The 17,751-nt window shown below is 65.5% G+C and carries 13 protein-coding genes; 5 read left to right on the forward strand and 8 right to left on the reverse strand.

The features are described from left to right. Window positions 1-39 precede the first annotated feature (39 nt). Window positions 40-396, reverse strand: coding sequence for a putative quinol monooxygenase (locus HIV01_RS05140; RefSeq protein WP_200605256.1), 357 nt, complete (start codon window positions 394-396; stop codon window positions 40-42). A gap of 178 nt (window positions 397-574) precedes the next feature. On the opposite strand from HIV01_RS05140, the gene HIV01_RS05145 reads away from it, so the two are divergent. Genes HIV01_RS05145 through HIV01_RS05155 form a run of 3 tightly spaced genes read left to right on the forward strand, consistent with a single transcriptional unit; the run spans window position 575 to window position 3,339 of the window. Continuing rightward, window positions 575-1,747 carry an L-dopachrome tautomerase-related protein gene (locus HIV01_RS05145; RefSeq protein WP_200605257.1) on the forward strand — a complete coding sequence of 391 codons (1,173 nt, stop codon included), beginning with the start codon at window positions 575-577 and terminating at the stop codon, window positions 1,745-1,747. Between the two features lie 22 nt (window positions 1,748-1,769). Next, complete coding sequence (locus HIV01_RS05150; RefSeq protein ID WP_200605258.1) at window positions 1,770-2,642, forward strand: alpha/beta fold hydrolase; 873 nt, start codon at window positions 1,770-1,772, stop codon at window positions 2,640-2,642. Window positions 2,643-2,664: 22 nt separating this feature from the next. Beyond that, the gene (locus HIV01_RS05155; RefSeq protein ID WP_200605259.1) at window positions 2,665-3,339 is read left to right on the forward strand and encodes a type 1 glutamine amidotransferase domain-containing protein; all 675 of its coding nucleotides are present in this window, start codon (window positions 2,665-2,667) and stop codon (window positions 3,337-3,339) included. Window positions 3,340-3,357: 18 nt separating this feature from the next. Here HIV01_RS05155 and HIV01_RS05160 read toward each other — a convergent pair whose 3' ends face one another. From HIV01_RS05160 to HIV01_RS05170, 3 genes are all read right to left on the reverse strand, one after another. Further along, window positions 3,358-5,379, reverse strand: a complete 2,022-nt coding sequence (locus HIV01_RS05160; RefSeq protein WP_200605260.1) for a M13 family metallopeptidase — start codon at window positions 5,377-5,379, stop codon at window positions 3,358-3,360. Window positions 5,380-5,469: 90 nt separating this feature from the next. Next, window positions 5,470-5,832, reverse strand: a complete 363-nt coding sequence (locus tag HIV01_RS05165) for a hypothetical protein (RefSeq protein ID WP_207527098.1) — start codon at window positions 5,830-5,832, stop codon at window positions 5,470-5,472. Window positions 5,833-5,852: 20 nt separating this feature from the next. Further along, window positions 5,853-6,038, reverse strand: a complete 186-nt coding sequence (locus tag HIV01_RS05170; protein ID WP_200605262.1) for a hypothetical protein — start codon at window positions 6,036-6,038, stop codon at window positions 5,853-5,855. Window positions 6,039-6,343: 305 nt separating this feature from the next. Here HIV01_RS05170 and HIV01_RS05175 point away from each other — a divergent pair, with 305 nt between their 5' ends. Further along, window positions 6,344-6,787, forward strand: coding sequence for a fasciclin domain-containing protein (locus HIV01_RS05175; RefSeq protein WP_200605263.1), 444 nt, complete (start codon window positions 6,344-6,346; stop codon window positions 6,785-6,787). 171 nt (window positions 6,788-6,958) lie between these two features. Then, entirely contained in the window at window positions 6,959-8,908 is a 1,950-nt protein-coding gene (locus tag HIV01_RS05180; protein WP_200605264.1) for a PAS domain-containing sensor histidine kinase, read from the forward strand. Window positions 8,909-8,917: 9 nt separating this feature from the next. Here the strand turns inward: HIV01_RS05180 and HIV01_RS05185 are convergent, their stop codons facing one another. From HIV01_RS05185 to HIV01_RS05200, 4 genes are all read right to left on the reverse strand, one after another. Then, window positions 8,918-9,676: a response regulator transcription factor gene (locus tag HIV01_RS05185; protein WP_200605265.1), complete on the reverse strand. Its 759-nt coding sequence runs from the start codon at window positions 9,674-9,676 to the stop codon at window positions 8,918-8,920. An 86-nt stretch (window positions 9,677-9,762) separates the two neighbouring features. Then, a complete protein-coding gene (locus tag HIV01_RS05190; RefSeq protein WP_200605266.1) occupies window positions 9,763-10,446 on the reverse strand; it encodes a sensor histidine kinase in 684 nt (227 codons plus the stop codon). Further along, window positions 10,443-12,170 carry a response regulator gene (locus HIV01_RS05195; protein ID WP_200605267.1) on the reverse strand — a complete coding sequence of 576 codons (1,728 nt, stop codon included), beginning with the start codon at window positions 12,168-12,170 and terminating at the stop codon, window positions 10,443-10,445. The genes HIV01_RS05190 and HIV01_RS05195 overlap by 4 nt, the downstream gene beginning before the upstream one ends. Further along, window positions 12,155-17,542 (reverse strand): HAMP domain-containing protein, encoded by a 5,388-nt coding sequence (locus tag HIV01_RS05200; protein WP_207527099.1) that lies wholly within the window; start codon window positions 17,540-17,542, stop codon window positions 12,155-12,157. The genes HIV01_RS05195 and HIV01_RS05200 overlap by 16 nt, the downstream gene beginning before the upstream one ends. Between the last annotated feature and the right edge of the window lie 209 nt (window positions 17,543-17,751).

Genomic DNA, 17,751 nt, shown 5'->3' on the forward strand with positions numbered 1-17,751 from the left:
CGAAAACAGGGATTCCAGGGGATCTCAGGCGCGCATCATTTACTTCTTGTCGGCGGGAACCAGTTCGGCGACAACCACAGGCAGAACGACGAACGCCTGCCGCTCGGCCAGCGAGTCGATGACGGACAGGTAATGCTTGAAATGCGGGGTTTCACGATGCGCCGCCACGGCGGCCTCGCTGCGGTAGAGCTCGTCGAGGACGAGGCGCCCCGGTCTCGCGGCGTCGTGCCAGATGTCCCAGCGCAGGTTGCCCGGCTCCTGCCGGCTCGGCGCGACCATGCCGCGCAGCAGCGTTTCCAGTGCCTGCTCCTGCCCGGGCTTGGCGGTCAGGATCGCCAGGATCTTTGCGTGGGACTCCACAACGTCCGCTCCCAGGAACCAGTCATCGATCTTCATCGTGGCCAGTTATCCGCCGCGACGCGACGCTTGAGAAGTTAAGAATCGTGAATTCTTGTGATTCAACCGCTGGCCGGGCCGCGGCGGCCGGGCGATTCACGACGTTTGCCGACGCTTAACACCCTGCCTGCGGCGCACGGCGCTAGCCTCATGGCGCATCGGCAAGGACGGGAAAGCCATGAAGACGAACCTGATTCTCGTAGCCGCGATACTGCTAGCGCTGGCGTCCTGTTCAAAGCAGGAACCGGCATCGCCTTCGAGTACCACTGCTGCGTCGACGCCTGCGGCTGCGCCCACCGCCGCGCCGCCCGCCTCGGCACCCGCCATCGGCCAGGTCGAGATCGTCTCCGAACTGGACATCACGCCCGGCAATGTCACAGCTTCAAAGGATGGTCGCGTGTTCGCGAGCATTCATGGCATGCGGCGAGGTCCGGTCCAGCTCATCGAAGTCACCGGCCGCAACACCTGGGTTCCCTTTCCCGACGAGAGCTGGAACGCAAAGCCAGGCTCGGGCAAGGATGTGCTGAACACGCCACACGGCGTACTCATCGACGGCAAGGACCGCTTGTGGGTGATCGATCACGGCAACTGGATGGACAAGCCACAGCCGCCCAAGCTGCTGGCGTTCGACATCAACTCGCGCAAACTCGCGTACCGGCACGACTTCGACAAGACTGCTGCACCGGCGGGGCAGATTCTCCAGGACCTTGCCGTGGATGGTGACCGGGGATTCGTCTACGTCGCCGACTGCGGACCCGATCCGGCCATCGTCGTCGTCGATACCAACAAGAACACCGCACGGCGCTTCCGTGGCCATCCGTCACTGCAGGCCGAAGACGTCGAGCTTGTCGTCGAGGGCAAGCCTCTGCTCTTCCCCGGTGAGGGTGGCCGCATGGGTCCGGCCCGCGTGGGCATCAATCCCATCACCCTTTCCTCGGACGGTGAGACCGTCTACTTCGGCTCGATGAATGGCACCAGCTGGTACTCCGTGCCTGCTCGCCTCTTTCGTGAGGGCGCGAGCGACGCCGACATCGGCAAGAGCATCGCCCGCGTAGGTCCGAAGCCCTTGTCGGATGGCGCCGCCACCGATGCCGAGGGCAACCATTTCATCACCAACCTCCCCGACAACGGCATCGACATGCTGACCAGCACCGGTAAGCTGCAGCCGCTGGTCAGGGACGAGCGCTTCCTCTGGGCCGACAACGCGCACTTCGGCCAGGATTCCTGGCTGTACGTGGCGATCAACCAATTGCACCGCAATCCGATCTTCACCGACGCCGAAGACCGCGGTCAGCCGCCCTACCTGATCGCCCGAATCTGGACCGGGACCCGTGGACAGCCGGGACGCTAGCGCTTTTGCAGGAGCAACCACCATGGCCAGGCGCACGTCGCCCATCTTCCACCGCTCGGTCGAAGTCGACGGTGTCGAGGTCTTCTACCGCGAATCCGGCGACAACAGCTCGCCGACGCTGCTGCTGGTGCATGGGTTCCCGACCAGCTCGCACATGTTTCGCAGGCTCGTTGCCGAGCTTTCGGACGCGTTCCATGTCGTCGCGCCCGACCTGCCAGGGTTCGGGTTCACGCGCGTCCCCGAGAGCCGGAACTATGTCTATACCTTCGATGCCCTGGCAGCAACGCTGCGCGCCTTCGTCGATGCCTTGAAGCTGCACCGCTATGTGCTCTACGTATTCGACTACGGCGCACCCGTGGGTTTCAGGTTGGCGTTGGCGGCGCCGGAGCGCGTGACCGGCCTCATCAGCCAGAATGGCAACGCGTACATGGAAGGCCTGGGCGACGCCTTCGGTCCCGTTCGCAAGTACTGGGCCGAGCCAACGCGCGAGAACCTCGACGCGCTGAGGAACGTCCTCACGCCCGAAGCGACCCGCTGGCAGTACGAGCACGGCGTGGCCGATCCGGCGCTGATCGCGCCGGAGACCTACACGCTGGACCATGCGCTGTTGCAGCGTCCGGGCAACGACGAGATCCAGCTGCAGCTCTTCCACGACTACCAGCACAACTTGACCCTGTACCCGAAGTTCCAGGAATTCATGCGCCAGGAGCAGTTGCCCACCTTGGTCATCTGGGGAAAGAACGATCCCTTCTTCATTCCGCCGGGAGCGCAGGCGTACCGGCGCGACAACCCCAACGCCCAGGTCGAACTGCTCGATACCGGGCACTTCGCCCTCGAAACCCACGCGGGCCACATCATGCGGCGGATCCGTGAGTTCTTCCTGGCCGATGGATGAGCAAGCGCGAAGGAGCACTGACATGACGACCAAGTACGTACTGTTCGTGGCAACGAACACGGCGGTCATCGGACCCAACAACCGGCACACCGGATTCTTCTTTCCCGAGATCGCCCATCCCTTCGAAGCGTTGGACAAGGCGGGCATCGCGGTCGAGTTCGCCAGCTTGAAAGGCGGCAAACCGCCCGAGGACGGATACGACGGCAAGGACCCGGTTCAGTCCGCTTTCCTCGAAAGCGCCGCGTATCGCAGGCTCGGCCGCAGTCGCCGCCTGCAGGACGTCGACGTGCTTGATTACGATGCGATCTTCTTCCCCGGCGGCCTCGGGCCGATGGGCGACGTGGCCACGGATGCGCTGGTCAAGAAAGCCGTTCGAACCGCATGGGATGCGGGCAAGATCGTCTCTGCCGTGTGCCACGGTCCCTGTGCCTTCCTCGGGGTGACGCTCGCCGACGGCACACCGTTGGTGAAGGGCCGAAAGCTGACCTCGTTCTCCACCGCCGAGGAGGAGAACTACGCCAAGAACGACGTGCCGTTCGACCTCGAGAGTGCACTCAGGGACGAGGGCGCGGAACATTCCTCCGCGCCGCCCTGGCAGCCGAAGCTGGTCGTCGATGGGCGGCTGATCACCGGGCAGAATCCGGCCTCGGGCCAGCTGGTCGGAGAGGCGATCGTCGAGGCGCTCCGGCACGCATAGGCGCGCCGGAGTGCCCGCTCACCACACCTCGCAGCGATCCGCCTGCGGCCGCACCATCGGTGCATCGGCCTTGCACTGGAATGCCTCGCGGAACTCCGGCAGGTTCGACAGCGGCCCGTTGACGCGGTACTTGGCAATCGGGTGCGGGTCGCCCTGGACCATGGTGCGCTGGGTCTCCATGCGTGTTTCATCGCCGCGCCACTGGCCCCAGGCGATGAAGAACTGCTGCTCCGGCGTGAACCCGTCGATGGTCGGTTCCGGCCCCTTGCCTTCGCGCGACTTCAGGTAACCTCGGTAGGCAAGCTTGGCGCCCGCCAGGTCGCCGATGGATTCGCCCAGCACCAGCTTGCCGTTGTGGTGCACGCCCGGCTCGATGAAGTAACCCTCGAACTGGTTGACGACGCACTGGCCCTTGGCCTGGAACTGCTTGTTGTCCTCGGGTGTCCACCAGTTGGCCAACCTGCCCTGCGCATCGAACTGAGCGCCCTGGTCGTCGAAACCGTGGCTGATCTCGTGGCCGATGACCACGCCGATCGCGCCATAGTTGACGGCGTCGGTGGCATTCACGTCGAACGCCGGCGGCTGCAGGATGCCGGCCGGGAACACGATCTCGTTCTGCAGGGGGTTGTAGTACGCGTTCGACGTCGGCGGTGTCATGCCCCAGCGGCTGCGGTCGGTCGGCTTGCCGACCTGGCTGCGATTGTCGGCGACGTTCCAGCGCGAGGCCGCGACGAGGTTGTCCCACGCCGATCCACGCGAGATCTCCACGCCCTTGTAGTCCTTGAACTTGTCCGGGTAGCCCAGCTTGGGGAAGAACGTCGCGCGCTTTTCCAGCGCCTTCTTCTTGGTGGCCTCGTCCATCCAGTCCAGGCCGGCGATGGTGTCGTCCATCGCCGCCAGGATGTTCTTCACCATGTCCTGCATGCGCGCCTTGGCCTCGGGCGGGAAGTACTTCTCGACGTATTTCTGGCCGAGCGCTTCGCCGAGCTGGTTGTCGGTGAGTTCAGCGCAGCGCTTCCATCGCGGCTTGATCTCGGTGGCGCCAGTGAGGAACTTGCCGTTGAAGGCGAAGTTCTCCTCGACGAACGGCTGCGACAGCGAGTCCGCTGCGGCGTTGAGCACATGCCACTTCAGGTAGGTCTTCCACTGCGGCAACGGGGTCGTCGCCAGCTCGGTCTGCACCTGCTGCAGGAACCTGGGCTGGGTCACGTTCAACGCATCGTGGGGCATGCCGGCGGTGTCGAAGTACTGCGCCCAGTCGAAGCCGGGCGTGAGCCTGGCGAGGTCGGCGAACTTCGTCGGGTTGTCCTGGAGCTTCGGGTCGCGCAGCTGCACGTTGTCGAAGGAAGCCTGCGCCAACCGCTTCTCGAAGGCGAACACGGCATCGGCATCCTGCTTCGCCTGCGCCGCGGGAATGCCGGCCAGCTCGAACATCTTCGCCACGTGCACGAGGTACTTCGCCCGCGCATCGACGAAGCGCGGCTCGCTCTTGAGGTAATAGTCGCGATCGGGCATGCCCAGGCCACCGGCATAGATATGCGCGATGGTTCGTGACGGTTCATGCAGGTCTTCGCCAGCGAAGAGCGCGAACGGCACCGCCACGCCCACGGCCTGCAGCTTGCCGATCATGCGCTGCAGGTCGTCCTTGTCCTTGATCGAATCGACCTCGGCCAACCAGGGCTGCACCGGCTTGCTGCCGAGTGCATTGACCCGCGACTCGTCCATGCATGCGGCGTAGAAGTCACCAGCGAGCTGGCCCGCGCTGCCCTTGGGCCAGTCCGTGCGCGCGGACAACTCGTTGAGGATGTCGCGCACGTGCTCCTTGTTGACTTCGCCGGACTGCCAGCGCCGGCTCCAGCGATCCATGTAGTTCGGGATCGGGTTCTGTTGCCGCCACGCGCCATTGGCGTAGTCGAAGAAGTCGGTGCAGGCATTGCCGTTGCGATTGATGTCTTCCGGATGTATCCCGTGCACCGCACCGGCCGAGGCGGTGGTGGCAGCGGCTAACAACGCGACGAGCGGAAGGCTGGACCTGATCACGGCAACGCCCCTTGCTGGGATGGTGCCGGCAACTATAGCGGCAGGACTTGCGCGGACCCGTCCCAGAAGTCCTGCCCGATCCGACCGGACTCAGCTTTGCAGGACCGCTCCACCAGGCAGGCCATCGGCGATAGCCCGAAGCCGGACCATCGCCTCCTCCGGACCAAACCGGCCCGGCCGGCCATAGCTGCCCTTCTCCGGGTGGCTGTCGGAGCAGACGCTCGCAAGGACGGTGTCAGCCAGGTGCTGATGTGGCGCTATGCGATCGGCGAGTCTGCCCAGGACAGTCAGATCCTTCGCATCAGCCCCGTCGCCGTCGAGCGAATATCTCCAGTAGAAGTTGTCGTAGCTGGCGCAGAAATCCCAGAACGGCAAATCCCCGGAAGCGCACAGACGCACCAGGTCGTCATGGCGATCCAGGTCGCTGACCAGCTCGGACTCATTCGGGTACATGACCATGGCCTCCATCGGCGTCAGATGCCACGAGCCCGAAGGAGGAACGTCTTGAGGGCTTCGGCGTAGCGGTAATCCGCGGGCGACAGGCGCGATTGGACGACTTCCAGTTGCGCGCGAAACGCCCAGCACAGGGCAAGCATCTTCTCGTGGCCTTCGGCCTCGATCGCCGCGGTTCGGCGGCGCACTTCGATCATGTTGTCCATGACAGGTCTGTCCATGGCAGACCTAACGGCATCCGCGTTATGACGCGGTGCAGGTTTCAATGTAGCACCTTTGTCAGGCACACACTGCACGCTGTGCGATTACATCGCCGGATCACGGGTAACTAACGGTGTGCAGTGCAAGCTCCGCTGGCACTACGACGCAACGTCGTAACGGCCACTCAGCCGCGCAGCACGTCCCATTCCCCATCCGCACTGAGCCCTATCGCCCCTGCCGCTGGCAGGAGCTTGGCTTCGGCCGTCCTCGATTCCGTGCCACTGCGGATCGCATCAAAGGCAATCATTCCATGAATACCGTCAACAACACCCCGAACAGCAAGAATCTCGTCGACACTGCCGCTGCCAACGGCTCGTTCAAGACCTTTGGCCAGGCCATTGACCGCGCCGGCATGAGTGACACCCTGCGCGGCGTAGGCCCGTTCACCGTCTTCGCGCCGACCGATGCGGCATTCGAGAAGCTGCCGGCCGGCAAGCTCGAGAACCTCTTCAAGCCCGAGAACAAGGAAGAACTGGTCTCGCTGCTCAACTATCACGTTGTCAGCGGCCGCAAGCTCGTGGCCGACATCGGCAAATGGGAGCACGCCCAGACCGTCAACGGTCAGTCCGCCCCCATCCAGCTCACTGACGACAAGGTCAGCATTGACGGCGCAATGGTGACATCGGCCGACATCGGATCGAGCAATGGCGTGATCCACGGCATCGACAAGGTCAATATTCCGACCAAGCAATAAGTAGTCGGATTGACTGCGGAACGGCGGGGCTTGCCCCGCCGTTTCTGCGTTCGCGTGCGAGGCATCGGGCCCGTCCCGGAGGGCCTGCCCTGCCCCGGCCCCTTTCAAGCATGCGGCGCCGCCCGAGAGAGACCATAATCGGTCCCCACAGTCGCACCGCGGGAGGGCGGAGTGAGAACACCCGGCGAGATCCCCCAGGAAAAAGGGGGGTGGCACGAAGACCTCGAAGACGCCGCCTATCGCGCATTGGTGGAGTCGGTGCGTGACTACGCCATCTTCCTCCTGGACCACGAAGGCTACATCCGCAGCTGGAGCCGGGGCGCGGAACGCATCAAGGGCTACAAGGCGCACGAGATCATCGGCAAGCACTTCTCCGTGTTCTATCCGCAGGACAGGATCGATCAGGGCTGGCCGGAGCATGAGCTCGACGTCGCCGGTTCGACCGGCCGCTTCGAGGACGAAGGCTGGCGGCTTCGCAAGGACGGGACGCGTTTCTGGGCGAACATCGTCTTCACCCGCATCGACCATCCGGACGGAACCCTGCGCGGGTTCGCCAAGATCACCCGCGACCTGACCGAGCGGCGCGCCAACGAACAGCAGCTCGCCCGCAGCGAAGAGCGCTTTCGCCTGATGGTCGACAACGTCCGCGACTACGCCATCTTCATGCTCGACACGCAGGGCCACGTCGCCAGCTGGAACAAGGGCGCGCAGCAGATCAATGGCTACCTGCACGACGAGATCGTCGGCCGCCACTTCTCGGCCTTCTACCCGGCAGAGGTGATCGCCGAAGGCTGGCCTGAGCGCGAACTGCAGATCGCGCTCGCCGAAGGGCGCGTGGAGGACGAGAGCTGGCGGGTCAGGAAAGGCGGAGCGCGGTTCTGGGCCAGCGTGGTGATCACGGCGCTGTTCGACGATGAAGGCCAGCACATTGGTTTTGCGAAGGTGGTCCGCGATCTGACCGATCGCCGCCGTATACGCACGCTGGAAGACGAAGGCCAGCGCCTGACGACGTTCCTGGCCATGCTGGCGCACGAGTTGCGCAACCCGCTCGCACCGATCGCCAACTCGGTGGCGATCATGCAAAGCCAGCCGATCGAGTCGGAAACCCTGCGGTTCTGCCGCGATGTCATCGGCCGGCAGACCGCCCAGCTGACCCGGCTGGTCGACGACCTGCTCGACGTCAGCCGCATCACCAGTGGCAAGATCCAGCTCGAGCGTGCCGTGTTCGACCTGCGCATCGCCATGACCCAGGCGATGGAAACCATCACCCCCGATGCGGAGCGGATGGATCAGTCGCTGCGCATCGTCCTGCCCGACGACCCGGTGTGGGTACAAGGCGATCTCGCGCGCATGCTCCAGGTGTTTGCCAACCTGCTCAGCAATGCGGTCAAGTTCACACCGTCGGGCGGAACGATCTCCGCTGCCATGGTGGTCAATGGCGGCAGGACCGAGGTCCGTGTCGCGGACTCCGGCCCTGGCATTCCTCCGAAACGCCTCGCCGATGTTTTTGGCCTGTTCGTCCAGGGCGAACCTCATTCGCCGCAGGCACAGGGAGGGCTCGGCCTTGGCCTGAGCCTGGTGCAGCAACTGGTGTCGCTGCACAACGGCGAAGTCAGTGCGTTCAGTTCGGGTGAACCGGGCAAGGGGGCGGAGTTTCTCGTCGTCCTGCCAACCGTTGCCGGCCCCCTCGAGCCGGCCACCAGCCCGCCACCGCTTCAGCCGGTCGTTGCGCGTCACGTGCTGGTTGTGGACGACAATCGCGATGCGGCGGACACCCTGCAGCAGCGCCTGCAGGAATGGGGCTATCGCACGGACACGGCCTATGACGGTCGCAGTGCCATGGCCGCCATTCGCGGCACATGTTTCGATGCAGTCCTGCTGGACCTTGGATTACCGGACGTCAGTGGCCTGGAGGTCGCTCGTCTCCTCGGCCAGGCGATGAACAACCCGCCGCCCCTGATCGCGGTGACGGGCTACGGGCAACAGTCCGATCTGGCCGCGACGAAGGACGCGGGATTCTGCGCCCACCTGACCAAGCCTCTGCGTCCGGACGAAGTCGAGCGCGCATTGTCCCGGCTGTTCGGCGAGGCCGGGAGCGACGCGTTGCCTGCGGCCGATTGAGCGAAGGTACTAGCCTGCGCTGGCGCGTGCGTCAGCGCTGGAATCGAGTTCCGCGCTCTCGTTGCTCGCCGAACGCCCCAGGTCGGCAATCTTGTAGCCGGCCGTCAGCATCGTGTGCAGCAGCGGCCGTTCGGACTCCGAGTCGATGGCCCTGCGCACCTGGTAGATATGGCTGCGCAGGCTGTCCGACTCCGGCTCTTCGCCCATCCACACTGCGCGCACTATCTCTTCACGGCTGACCACGCGCGGGGCATGGCGCATCAGGATGGTCAGGATGCGCAGTGCCGTCGGCGTCATGTGGACCTCCTGGCCGCCGCGGCTGACCTGCATCGTCTCGACATCGAGAACCAGGTCGGCGACCTGAAGGACCGTGCCTGCGACCTCCCTGCGACTGCGCTTGAGCAGTGCCGCCACGCGCGCGCGAAGTTCCTCGGCGGCGAAGGGCTTGGTCAGGTAGTCGTCGGCGCCGGCATCCAGACCGGACAGCTTGTCCTCGAGCGCGTCGTGCGCGGTCAGCATCAGGATCGGCGGGGCCTTGCCCTGCTTCTCGCCGATGCGGCGGCAGACGTCGATACCATCCAGGCGTGGCAGCGAACGGTCGAGGATCACAAGGTCGTAGTTGACCTCTCCCAGCAGCCGCAGTGCTTCGACGCCGTCGCGGGCGAAATCCACCTCGTACCCGCCGAGTTCCAGGCATTCACCGATCAGCTCGGCAATGGCCGGATGGTCTTCAACGACCAGGATCAGACAACCCTCATTGATGCGCATCTCACTTCCCCCTGTGCAGTTCCCGCAATACGCGGATGGTTCATGTCGGTGGCCGCATGTCCTTTGCGCCGGGTGGTGTTGAGGTACTAGGTCGTGCTCTCGTCATGGAGCGGCAACGTCAGGTGCAATCGCTGGCCGGTCGGTCCATCGTCGCGGATGGCGAGATCGCCGCCATGGCCGCGGGCGATCGCCAGTGCGATCAGTGCGCGCAGCCCCATGCCGTCGCCGAGCGATGCCGGCTGCGGTTGCGCGAACAGCGTCTCAAGCGGCCCGTGGCCGGCCACTGCCGGACTCAGTGCACCTTCCAGATGGATCACGCCACCGGCGCGGTCGACCGAAACGGTGGCGAGCGCATCCGGGCGGCTGCCGTCGGCCGCAGGCGACGACATCAGCCAGAACATCGTCGAGAACAGGCTGGCCAGCCTGGGCGCGTCGCCCAGCACGCGCGCATGCTCGGCACCCTCGCCGTACTCGATCTGGATCCCGCCACCACCGGCAACACTGAGCGTGCCCTCGATGATCAGCATCAGATCGACCGGGCCACGGATGTGCAGCAGGCGCCCCTGGTCGGCGCGTACCCAATCGTTGACTTCGTCGATCATCGAGACCAGGCGTCGGATCTGCCGGTCGATCAGTTCGAAGAGGTCGTCACGTTCCGCGCCCTCGCTTGCGCCGTGGCGAAGCAGGTACAGCGCGGACTGGATCGGCGACAGCGGCTCGCGCAGGTCGTGGGCCCATTTGCCCATCCACGCCGGAGTCGAATTGCTCATGGTGACTGCTCCGGTTGCGGCGGTCGTCCGCGTTGCTGGCAGATGTTCTGGATGGATGCGATCTCCGGCGGTTTGACCAGGTGATGGTCGAAGCCCGCCAACCGGGTGCGTTCCCTGTCCTCCGGCTGCCCCCAGCCGGTCACCGCGACGATCACCAGGTCGTCGGCGCCACCGTCACGGACTGATCGCGCAATGTCGTAGCCGCTGCGCTTGGGCATGCCCACGTCGAGGAACATCACCGCCGGGTTGAAGCTGCGCAGCTCGTCTTCCACCCGCAGCGGATCGTAGATGGCGCGGGCGTCCTGCCCGAGCATTCGCAGCATCGCCGCCAGCGTGTCGGCGGAGTCGCGGTTGTCGTCGACCACGAGCATCCGCCGCGATGCTGTCGCAGCTGTCGCGGCTTCAACGGTTTGCGCAGTTGCGGTTGCAAGAGGAGCGTCGTCGTTTGCGGTTGCCGGCAGTCGCACCGTGAAGGTGCACCCCTGCCCGATGCCTTCGCTGGTGACTTCAACGCGGCCGTCGTGCATCTCCGCCAGTCGCTGCACCAGGGTCAGCCCGATGCCAAGGCCACCCTGGCTGCGCTCCACGGCCACGTCAACCTGGTGGAAGCTGTCGAACACCCGGTCGAGCTGGTCCGCTGCCAGGCCGATGCCGCGGTCGGACACCCAGACCCGGATCCCGTCACCCTCGCGCTCCGCGCCCAGCTCGATCCGACCCGCGGCGTCGGAGTACTTGGCCGCGTTGTTGAGTAGGTTGGCGAACACCTGCGAAAGACGGGCCTGGTCGGCATCCAGGTAGATGGGCTCGTCGGGCAATTGCACATGGAAGTCGTGTCCGCCCTGGTCTATCCACGGGCGGGCGCTGTCGATCGCCACGGCGACGGCTTCCTGAAGGACGACGCGACTGCGCTTTAGCTGCAGCTTGCCGCGCGAGATCCGCGCGATGTCGAAAAGATCGTCGATGAGGCGGACCAGCAGCGCGACCTGGCGCTCCATCAACCCCAGCAGCGGATCGGCTTCGCCGGGCGCACCGAGCCGCCGCAACGCCAGCGCATTCTGCAGCGGCGCCAGCGGATTGCGCAGCTCATGCGCCAGCGTGGCAAGGAATTCGTTCTTGCGCTGGTCGGCATCGCGAAGGCGCTCCTCGGCCTTCATTCGCTCGGCATTCTCGGCCAGCAACTGGTCGTTGCGGGCGGCCAGCGTCTCGTTGGCTTCGCGCAGGGAGGCATTGAGTTGCTCCAGCTCGCGGGCCTTTTCCAGCTGCAATGCCTGGTTGGCCGCCGACAGGCTGGCATTGATCGCCTGCAGCTCGCGGCGCTTGCGGTACAGCTCGACCAGTACCGACACCTTGCTGCGCATGATCTCCGGGATCACCGGCACCATGATGTAGTCCACCGCGCCGAGCTTGTAGCCACGGAGCCGGTCGAGGTCGCTGACGTTGACCGCGGTGACGAAAATGATCGGCGTGTTCTCGAAGCGCGGATGCTGGTGGATCAGGCTGGCCGTCTCGAAGCCGTCCATCCCCGGCATGTTCACGTCCAGCAGGATGACCGCGTACTCGTCCTGCATCAGCAGCTTCAGCGCCTCCAGGCCGGAGCGGGCGTCGACCAGTTCCTCCTCGAGCGGATCGAGGATCGCGTGATAGGTCATCAGCCGACCGGGCTGGTCGTCGACCAGCAGGATCTTGGCTCGCGAAGGCGCGGTGATGTTCAGCGCTGGAGCCATTGCCGCAGCACTCCCAGCAACTGATCGGTCACCACCGGCTTGGCGAGGTAGTCGGAGGCGCCAGCTTCCAGGCACTTCTCGCGGTCACCCTTCATCGCCTTCGCGGTCAGGGCGATGATGGGAAGCGTGCGCCGGTCCGGCTGGGCGCGGATGGCGCGCATCGTGTCGTAGCCGTCCAGGCCCGGCATCATGATGTCCATCAGCACCAGGTCGAGCTCGGCGCCCTCGCCCACCCGGGCGATGGCTTCGCGTCCGTTGGAGGCCGTCGCCACGCTCATGCCGTGCCGCTCGAGCACGCTCGACAGCGCGAAGATGTTGCGGATGTCGTCGTCGACGACCAGCACGTTCTTGCCGCGCAGGGCCTCGTCGGACTCGTGCAGGCTGCGGACCATGCGCTGCTTCGCAGGCGGCAGGTTGTCGATCACGCGGTGCAGGAACAACGCAGTCTCGTCGAGCAGGCGCTCGGGCGACTCCACGCCCTTGAGAACCACGCTCTTGGCGACCCGGCGCAGGCGATCGTCTTCCTCGGCGCTGAGGTCCTTGCCGGTGAATACCACGATCGGCATCTGCCGCAGGCGTTCGTCGTTGTGGATGCGGTCGAGCAGGTCGAAGCCGCTCATGTCCGGCAGGCGAAGGTCGAGCACGGCGCAGTCGTACTGGCCGTTGCCGAGCGCTTCCAGGGCGCCCTCGCCGGTGCCGACCGTATCGATGTCGACGTCGTCGTGGCGCAGCAGCTCGACGATGCTCAACTGTTCGGCGGCATCGTCCTCCACCACCAGCAGCCGCTTCACGCGCGGCACCGTGTAGTCCTTGATCCGCTGCAGCGCGTCGGCGATGGATTCGGTCGAAGACGGTTTCGGCAGGTACGAGAACGCGCCCCGCTCGATGCTGTGGTGGCGCCCTTCCTCGATGGTCACGATCTGCACCGGGATGTGGCGCGTCGACGGGTCCTGCTTCAGGCGCGCAAGCACGGTCCAGCCGAGCATGTCGGGCAGGTAGATGTCGAGGGTGATCGCGCTGGGGCGGTACTCGCGGACCAGGCGCAATGCATCGGCGCCGCGGCTGGCCACCAGCACCTGGAAGCCACGCGATCGGGCCAGGTCGCGCAGCACCGTCGCGTAGTGGGCGTCGTCTTCCACCACCAATAGCGTCGGCGTTTGCACGTTGAGCGCGTGGCGATCATCGTCGATGGCTTCGGCGTCCGGAACGCCCGCCTCGTTCCACGCCGCCTCGGCCAGCTCCGCGCGCAGGTGGCCGGGCTGGATGCTTGTCGAACTCTCACGGGCGGTGCCCGAGAGTCGCAACGGCAGGTACAGCGTGAACGTGCTGCCCTGGCCCTCGACGCTGTGCAGACGCAGCTCGCCGCCGAGGAGGCCGGCGATTTCACGGCTGATCGCCAAGCCAAGGCCAGTGCCGCCGTACTTGCGCGACGTGCCTGCATCGGCCTGCTGGAAGGCCTCGAAGACGATGCGCTGCTTGTCCGGCGAAATGCCGATGCCGGTATCGCTGACCTCGATCGCGAGCACGACCGGGCTGGTGGACAGCACCGGATGGCCGTCGCTCCAGCCGCGCGTGGCGGCGTGCGCCCGCAACCAGACACTGCCCTGCTCGGTGAACTTGAAGGCGTTCGACAGCAGGTTCTTGAGGATCTGCTGCAGGCGCTTGGGGTCGGAGCGCAGCTTCGGCCCCAGGTCCGGCGAGATCTCGATGCCGAACTCCAGGCCGCGCCGTTCCGCCTCGTGGCGGAAGCCGCGCTCGAGGTTCTCGCGCAGGTGCAGGAAGCTGATGTCCTCGATGTCGATGGTGACCGTACCCGACTCGATCTTCGACAGGTCGAGGATGTCGCTGATCAGGTGCAGCAGGTCGGTGCCTGCCGCATGGATGGTCTTGCCGAACTCGACCTGGCGCGGGGTCAGGTTCTCGTCCGGGTTCTCCGCCAGTTGCTGGCCCAGGATCAGGATGCTGTTGAGCGGCGTGCGCAGCTCGTGCGACATGTTGGCGAGGAACTCGGACTTGTAGCGCGAGGTCTGCGCCAGTTCCGCTGCCTTCTCTTCCAGTGCACGACGCGCCTGCTCGATCTGCTGGTTCTTGTGCTCGACCTCGGATTTCTGTGCAGCCAGCAGCGAGGCCTTCAGCGCGATCTCCTCGTTGGTCTGCTGCAGCTCGTCCTGCTGCGACTGCAGTTCGCCGGCCAGCTGCTGCGACTGCGCCAGCAGGCGTTCGGTGCGCATCGTCGCCTCGATCGTGTTGAGGACGATGCCGATGCTGCCCGACAGCTGCTCGAGGAAGGCACGCTGCGACGGCGTGAACTCGCCCAGCGTGGCCAGCTCGATCACCGCCTTGATCTGGTCTTCGAACGACACCGGCAACACGATCACGCTGCGCGGCACAGCCTGCAGCAGCCCCGACTGGATCTGCACGACGTCGGTGCCGACGTTCTGGATCAGGATCAGGCGCGCCTGCTTGGCGCATTGCCCCACCAGGCCTTCGCCGAACTCCAGCGTCCGCTTGCTGGCCGGCGTGGTGTCGGCGTAACCGGCGAGTTGGCGCAGGTGCGGCGTATCGCCTTCGACGCCTTCCTCGACGATGTACATGACGCCCTGCTGCGCGTCGACCAGTCCCGCCAGTTCCGACAGCAGCATCTGGCCGAGCGTGATCAGGTCGCGCTGGCCCTGCATCATGCTGCTGAACTTGGCCAGGTTGGTCTTCAGCCAGTCCTGCTCGCGGTTGCTCTCGGTGGTGGCACGCAGCGTGCCGATCATCGCGTTGATGTTGTCCTTGAGGTCGGCGACTTCGCCGCGCACGTCGACCTGGATCGAGCGCGTCAGGTCGCCCTGGGTCACCGCGGTGGCCACCTCGGCGATAGCGCGCACCTGCGTGGTGAGGTTGGCCGCGAGCTGGTTGACGTTGGCGGTGAGGTCTTCCCAGATGCCGGCGGTACCGGGCACGTTCGCCTGTCCGCCCAGGCGCCCTTCCACGCCCACCTCGCGTGCGACCGTGGTCACCTGGTCACCGAAGATCGCCAGGGTCTGGGTCATGCCGTTGATCGTTTCGGCCAGCTCGGCGATCTCGCCCTTGGCCTCCACCGTCAGCTTCTTGTCGAGGTCGCCCTTGGCCACCGCGGTCACCACCGCGGCGATGCCGCGCACCTGCGTGGTGAGGTTGGACGCCATCGAGTTGACGTTGTCGGTGAGGTCCTTCCAGGTGCCGGCGACACCAGGCACCGTGGCCTGTCCACCGAGCTTGCCCTCGGTGCCCACTTCGCGCGCCACGCGCGTGACTTCCGCGGCGAAGCCGTTGAGCTGGTCCACCATCGTGTTGAGGGTGTCCTTCAACTGCGCGATCTCGCCCTGCGCATCCACCGCGATCTTGCGCGACAGGTCGCCGCGCGCCACGGACGTCGCCACTTCGGCGATGTTGCGCACCTGCGTGGTGAGGTTGGACGCCATCGAGTTGACGTTGTCGGTGAGTTCCTTCCAGGTGCCGGCCACGCCGGGCACCTGCGCCTGGCCGCCGAGCTTGCCCTCGGTGCCCACTTCGCGCGCCACGCGCGTGACCTCCGCGGCGAAGCCGTTGAGCTGGTCGACCATCGTGTTGATGGTGTCCTTGAGCTCCAGGATCTCGCCCTTCACGTCCACGCCGATCTTGCGCGACAGGTCGCCCTTGGCCACCGCCGTGGTCACGTCGGCGATATTGCGCACCTGCAGCGTCAGGTTCGACGCCATCTGGTTGACCGAGTCGGTGAGGTCCTTCCAGGTACCGGCGACGCCTGGCACCTGCGCCTGGCCGCCGAGCTTGCCTTCGGTACCCACTTCGCGCGCCACGCGCGTGACTTCCGCGGCGAAGCCGTTGAGCTGATCCACCATCGTGTTGATGGTGTCCTTGAGTTCGCGGATCTCGCCGCGCACGTCCACCGTGATCTTGCGCGACAGGTCGCCGCGCGCCACGGCCGTGGTCACCTCGGCAATGTTGCGCACCTGCGAAGTCAGGTTGGAACCCATCGCGTTGACCGAGTCGGTCAGGTCCTTCCAGGTGCCGTCGACGCCGGGCACCAGTGCCTGCCCGCCGAGCTTGCCCTCGGTGCCGACCTCTCGGGCCACGCGCGTGACTTCCGCGGCGAAGCCGTTGAGCTGGTCGACCATCGTGTTGATGGTGTTCTTGAGTTCGAGGATCTCGCCGCGAACGTCAACTGTAATTTTTCGCGACAGGTCGCCCTTGGCCACCGCCGTGGTCACGTCGGCGATATTGCGCACCTGCAGTGTCAGGTTCGACGCCATCGAGTTGACGTGGTCGGTCAGGTCCTTCCAGGTGCCGGCGACGTCCGGCACTTCGGCCTGGCCGCCGAGCTTTCCGTCGGTGCCGACCTCGCGCGCCACGCGCGTCACTTCGGCGGCAAAGCCGTTGAGCTGGTCCACCATCGTGTTGATGGTGTCCTTGAGTTCGCGGATCTCGCCGCGAACGTCCACGGTGATCTTGCGCGACAGGTCGCCGCGCGCCACGGCCGTGGTCACCTCGGCGATGTTGCGCACCTGCGAAGTCAGGTTGGAGGCCATCGCGTTGACCGAGTCGGTCAGGTCCTTCCAGGTGCCAGCCACGCCGGGCACGATCGCCTGGCCGCCGAGCTTGCCCTCGGTACCGACCTCGCGGGCCACTCGCGTCACTTCGGCAGCGAAACCATTGAGCTGGTCCACCATCGTGTTGATGGCTTCCTTCAACTGCAGGATCTCGCCGCGCACGTCCACGGTGATCTTGCGCGACAGGTCGCCATTGGCTACGGCGATGGTCACGTCGGCGATGTTGCGCACCTGAGCGGTGAGGTTGCTGGCCATCTGGTTGACCGAGTCGGTCAGGTCCTTCCAGACGCCCGACACGCCCTTGACCTTGGCCTCGCCACCCAGGCGCCCGGCGGTGCCCACTTCCAGGGCCACGCGCGTGACCTCGGAGCTGAACTCGCCCATCTGTTCGATCATGCGGTTGACGATGTTCGCCGAGCGCAGGAACTCGCCCTTCAGCGGGCGGCCATCGGCTTCCAGCGGAACGGTGCGGGTCAGGTCACCCTTGGCGACACCGGCCATCGCCTCGGTCATGGTTTCGACCGGGCGCACCAGGTCGTCGATCAGATGGTTGACCGACAACTGCATGCCCGCCCATTCGCCCTGGCGATTGGCGGGCGCGATGCGCTGCCGGGTCTGGCCCTCGCGCCCGACCGCCTCGCCGACACGCGACAGCTCCGCCGCCAGGCGACGGTTGTGGCTGATGATGCCGTTGAGGATGTGGGCGAGCCGGCCCTCGGGTCCTTCCCAATGCAAAGGCAGGCGCACAGTGAAATCGCCCTCGAGAACGGCATTCATGTTCTCGATCAGAAGTTCCATCGTGTCGCGCGCCGGACTGGGTGGCGCTTCTGCTTTTGCTAGGGCAGTTCGCTTCTTGGCCACCGGCTTTTTTGCAGCCACCGGCACCCCAGTCTTCTTTCCCGCCTTACTCACCAGACACCCCCCAATGCCTATACCGTCCGAAACCCTAGCCGATTTGCCGTGACCCTGCATTCACGGCGCTTTGACTGGTGGTACGGCAGGTCAAT

The organism is Lysobacter arenosi (assembly GCF_016613475.2).
GTDB lineage: Bacteria > Pseudomonadota > Gammaproteobacteria > Xanthomonadales > Xanthomonadaceae > Lysobacter_J > Lysobacter_J arenosi.

Coding starts and splice junctions, on each gene's coding strand:
- HIV01_RS05155 (WP_200605259.1), top strand. CDS start 2,665: ATGACGACCAAGTACGTACTGTTCGTGGCAACGAACACGGCGGTCATC.
- HIV01_RS05170 (WP_200605262.1), bottom strand. CDS start 6,038: ATGGACAACATGATCGAAGTGCGCCGCCGAACCGCGGCGATCGAGGCC.
- HIV01_RS05150 (WP_200605258.1), top strand. CDS start 1,770: ATGGCCAGGCGCACGTCGCCCATCTTCCACCGCTCGGTCGAAGTCGAC.
- HIV01_RS05175 (WP_200605263.1), top strand. CDS start 6,344: ATGAATACCGTCAACAACACCCCGAACAGCAAGAATCTCGTCGACACT.
- HIV01_RS05190 (WP_200605266.1), bottom strand. CDS start 10,446: ATGAGCAATTCGACTCCGGCGTGGATGGGCAAATGGGCCCACGACCTG.
- HIV01_RS05195 (WP_200605267.1), bottom strand. CDS start 12,170: ATGGCTCCAGCGCTGAACATCACCGCGCCTTCGCGAGCCAAGATCCTG.
- HIV01_RS05165 (WP_207527098.1), bottom strand. CDS start 5,832: ATGTACCCGAATGAGTCCGAGCTGGTCAGCGACCTGGATCGCCATGAC.
- HIV01_RS05140 (WP_200605256.1), bottom strand. CDS start 396: ATGAAGATCGATGACTGGTTCCTGGGAGCGGACGTTGTGGAGTCCCAC.
- HIV01_RS05185 (WP_200605265.1), bottom strand. CDS start 9,676: ATGCGCATCAATGAGGGTTGTCTGATCCTGGTCGTTGAAGACCATCCG.
- HIV01_RS05145 (WP_200605257.1), top strand. CDS start 575: ATGAAGACGAACCTGATTCTCGTAGCCGCGATACTGCTAGCGCTGGCG.
- HIV01_RS05200 (WP_207527099.1), bottom strand. CDS start 17,542: ATGGAACTTCTGATCGAGAACATGAATGCCGTTCTCGAGGGCGATTTC.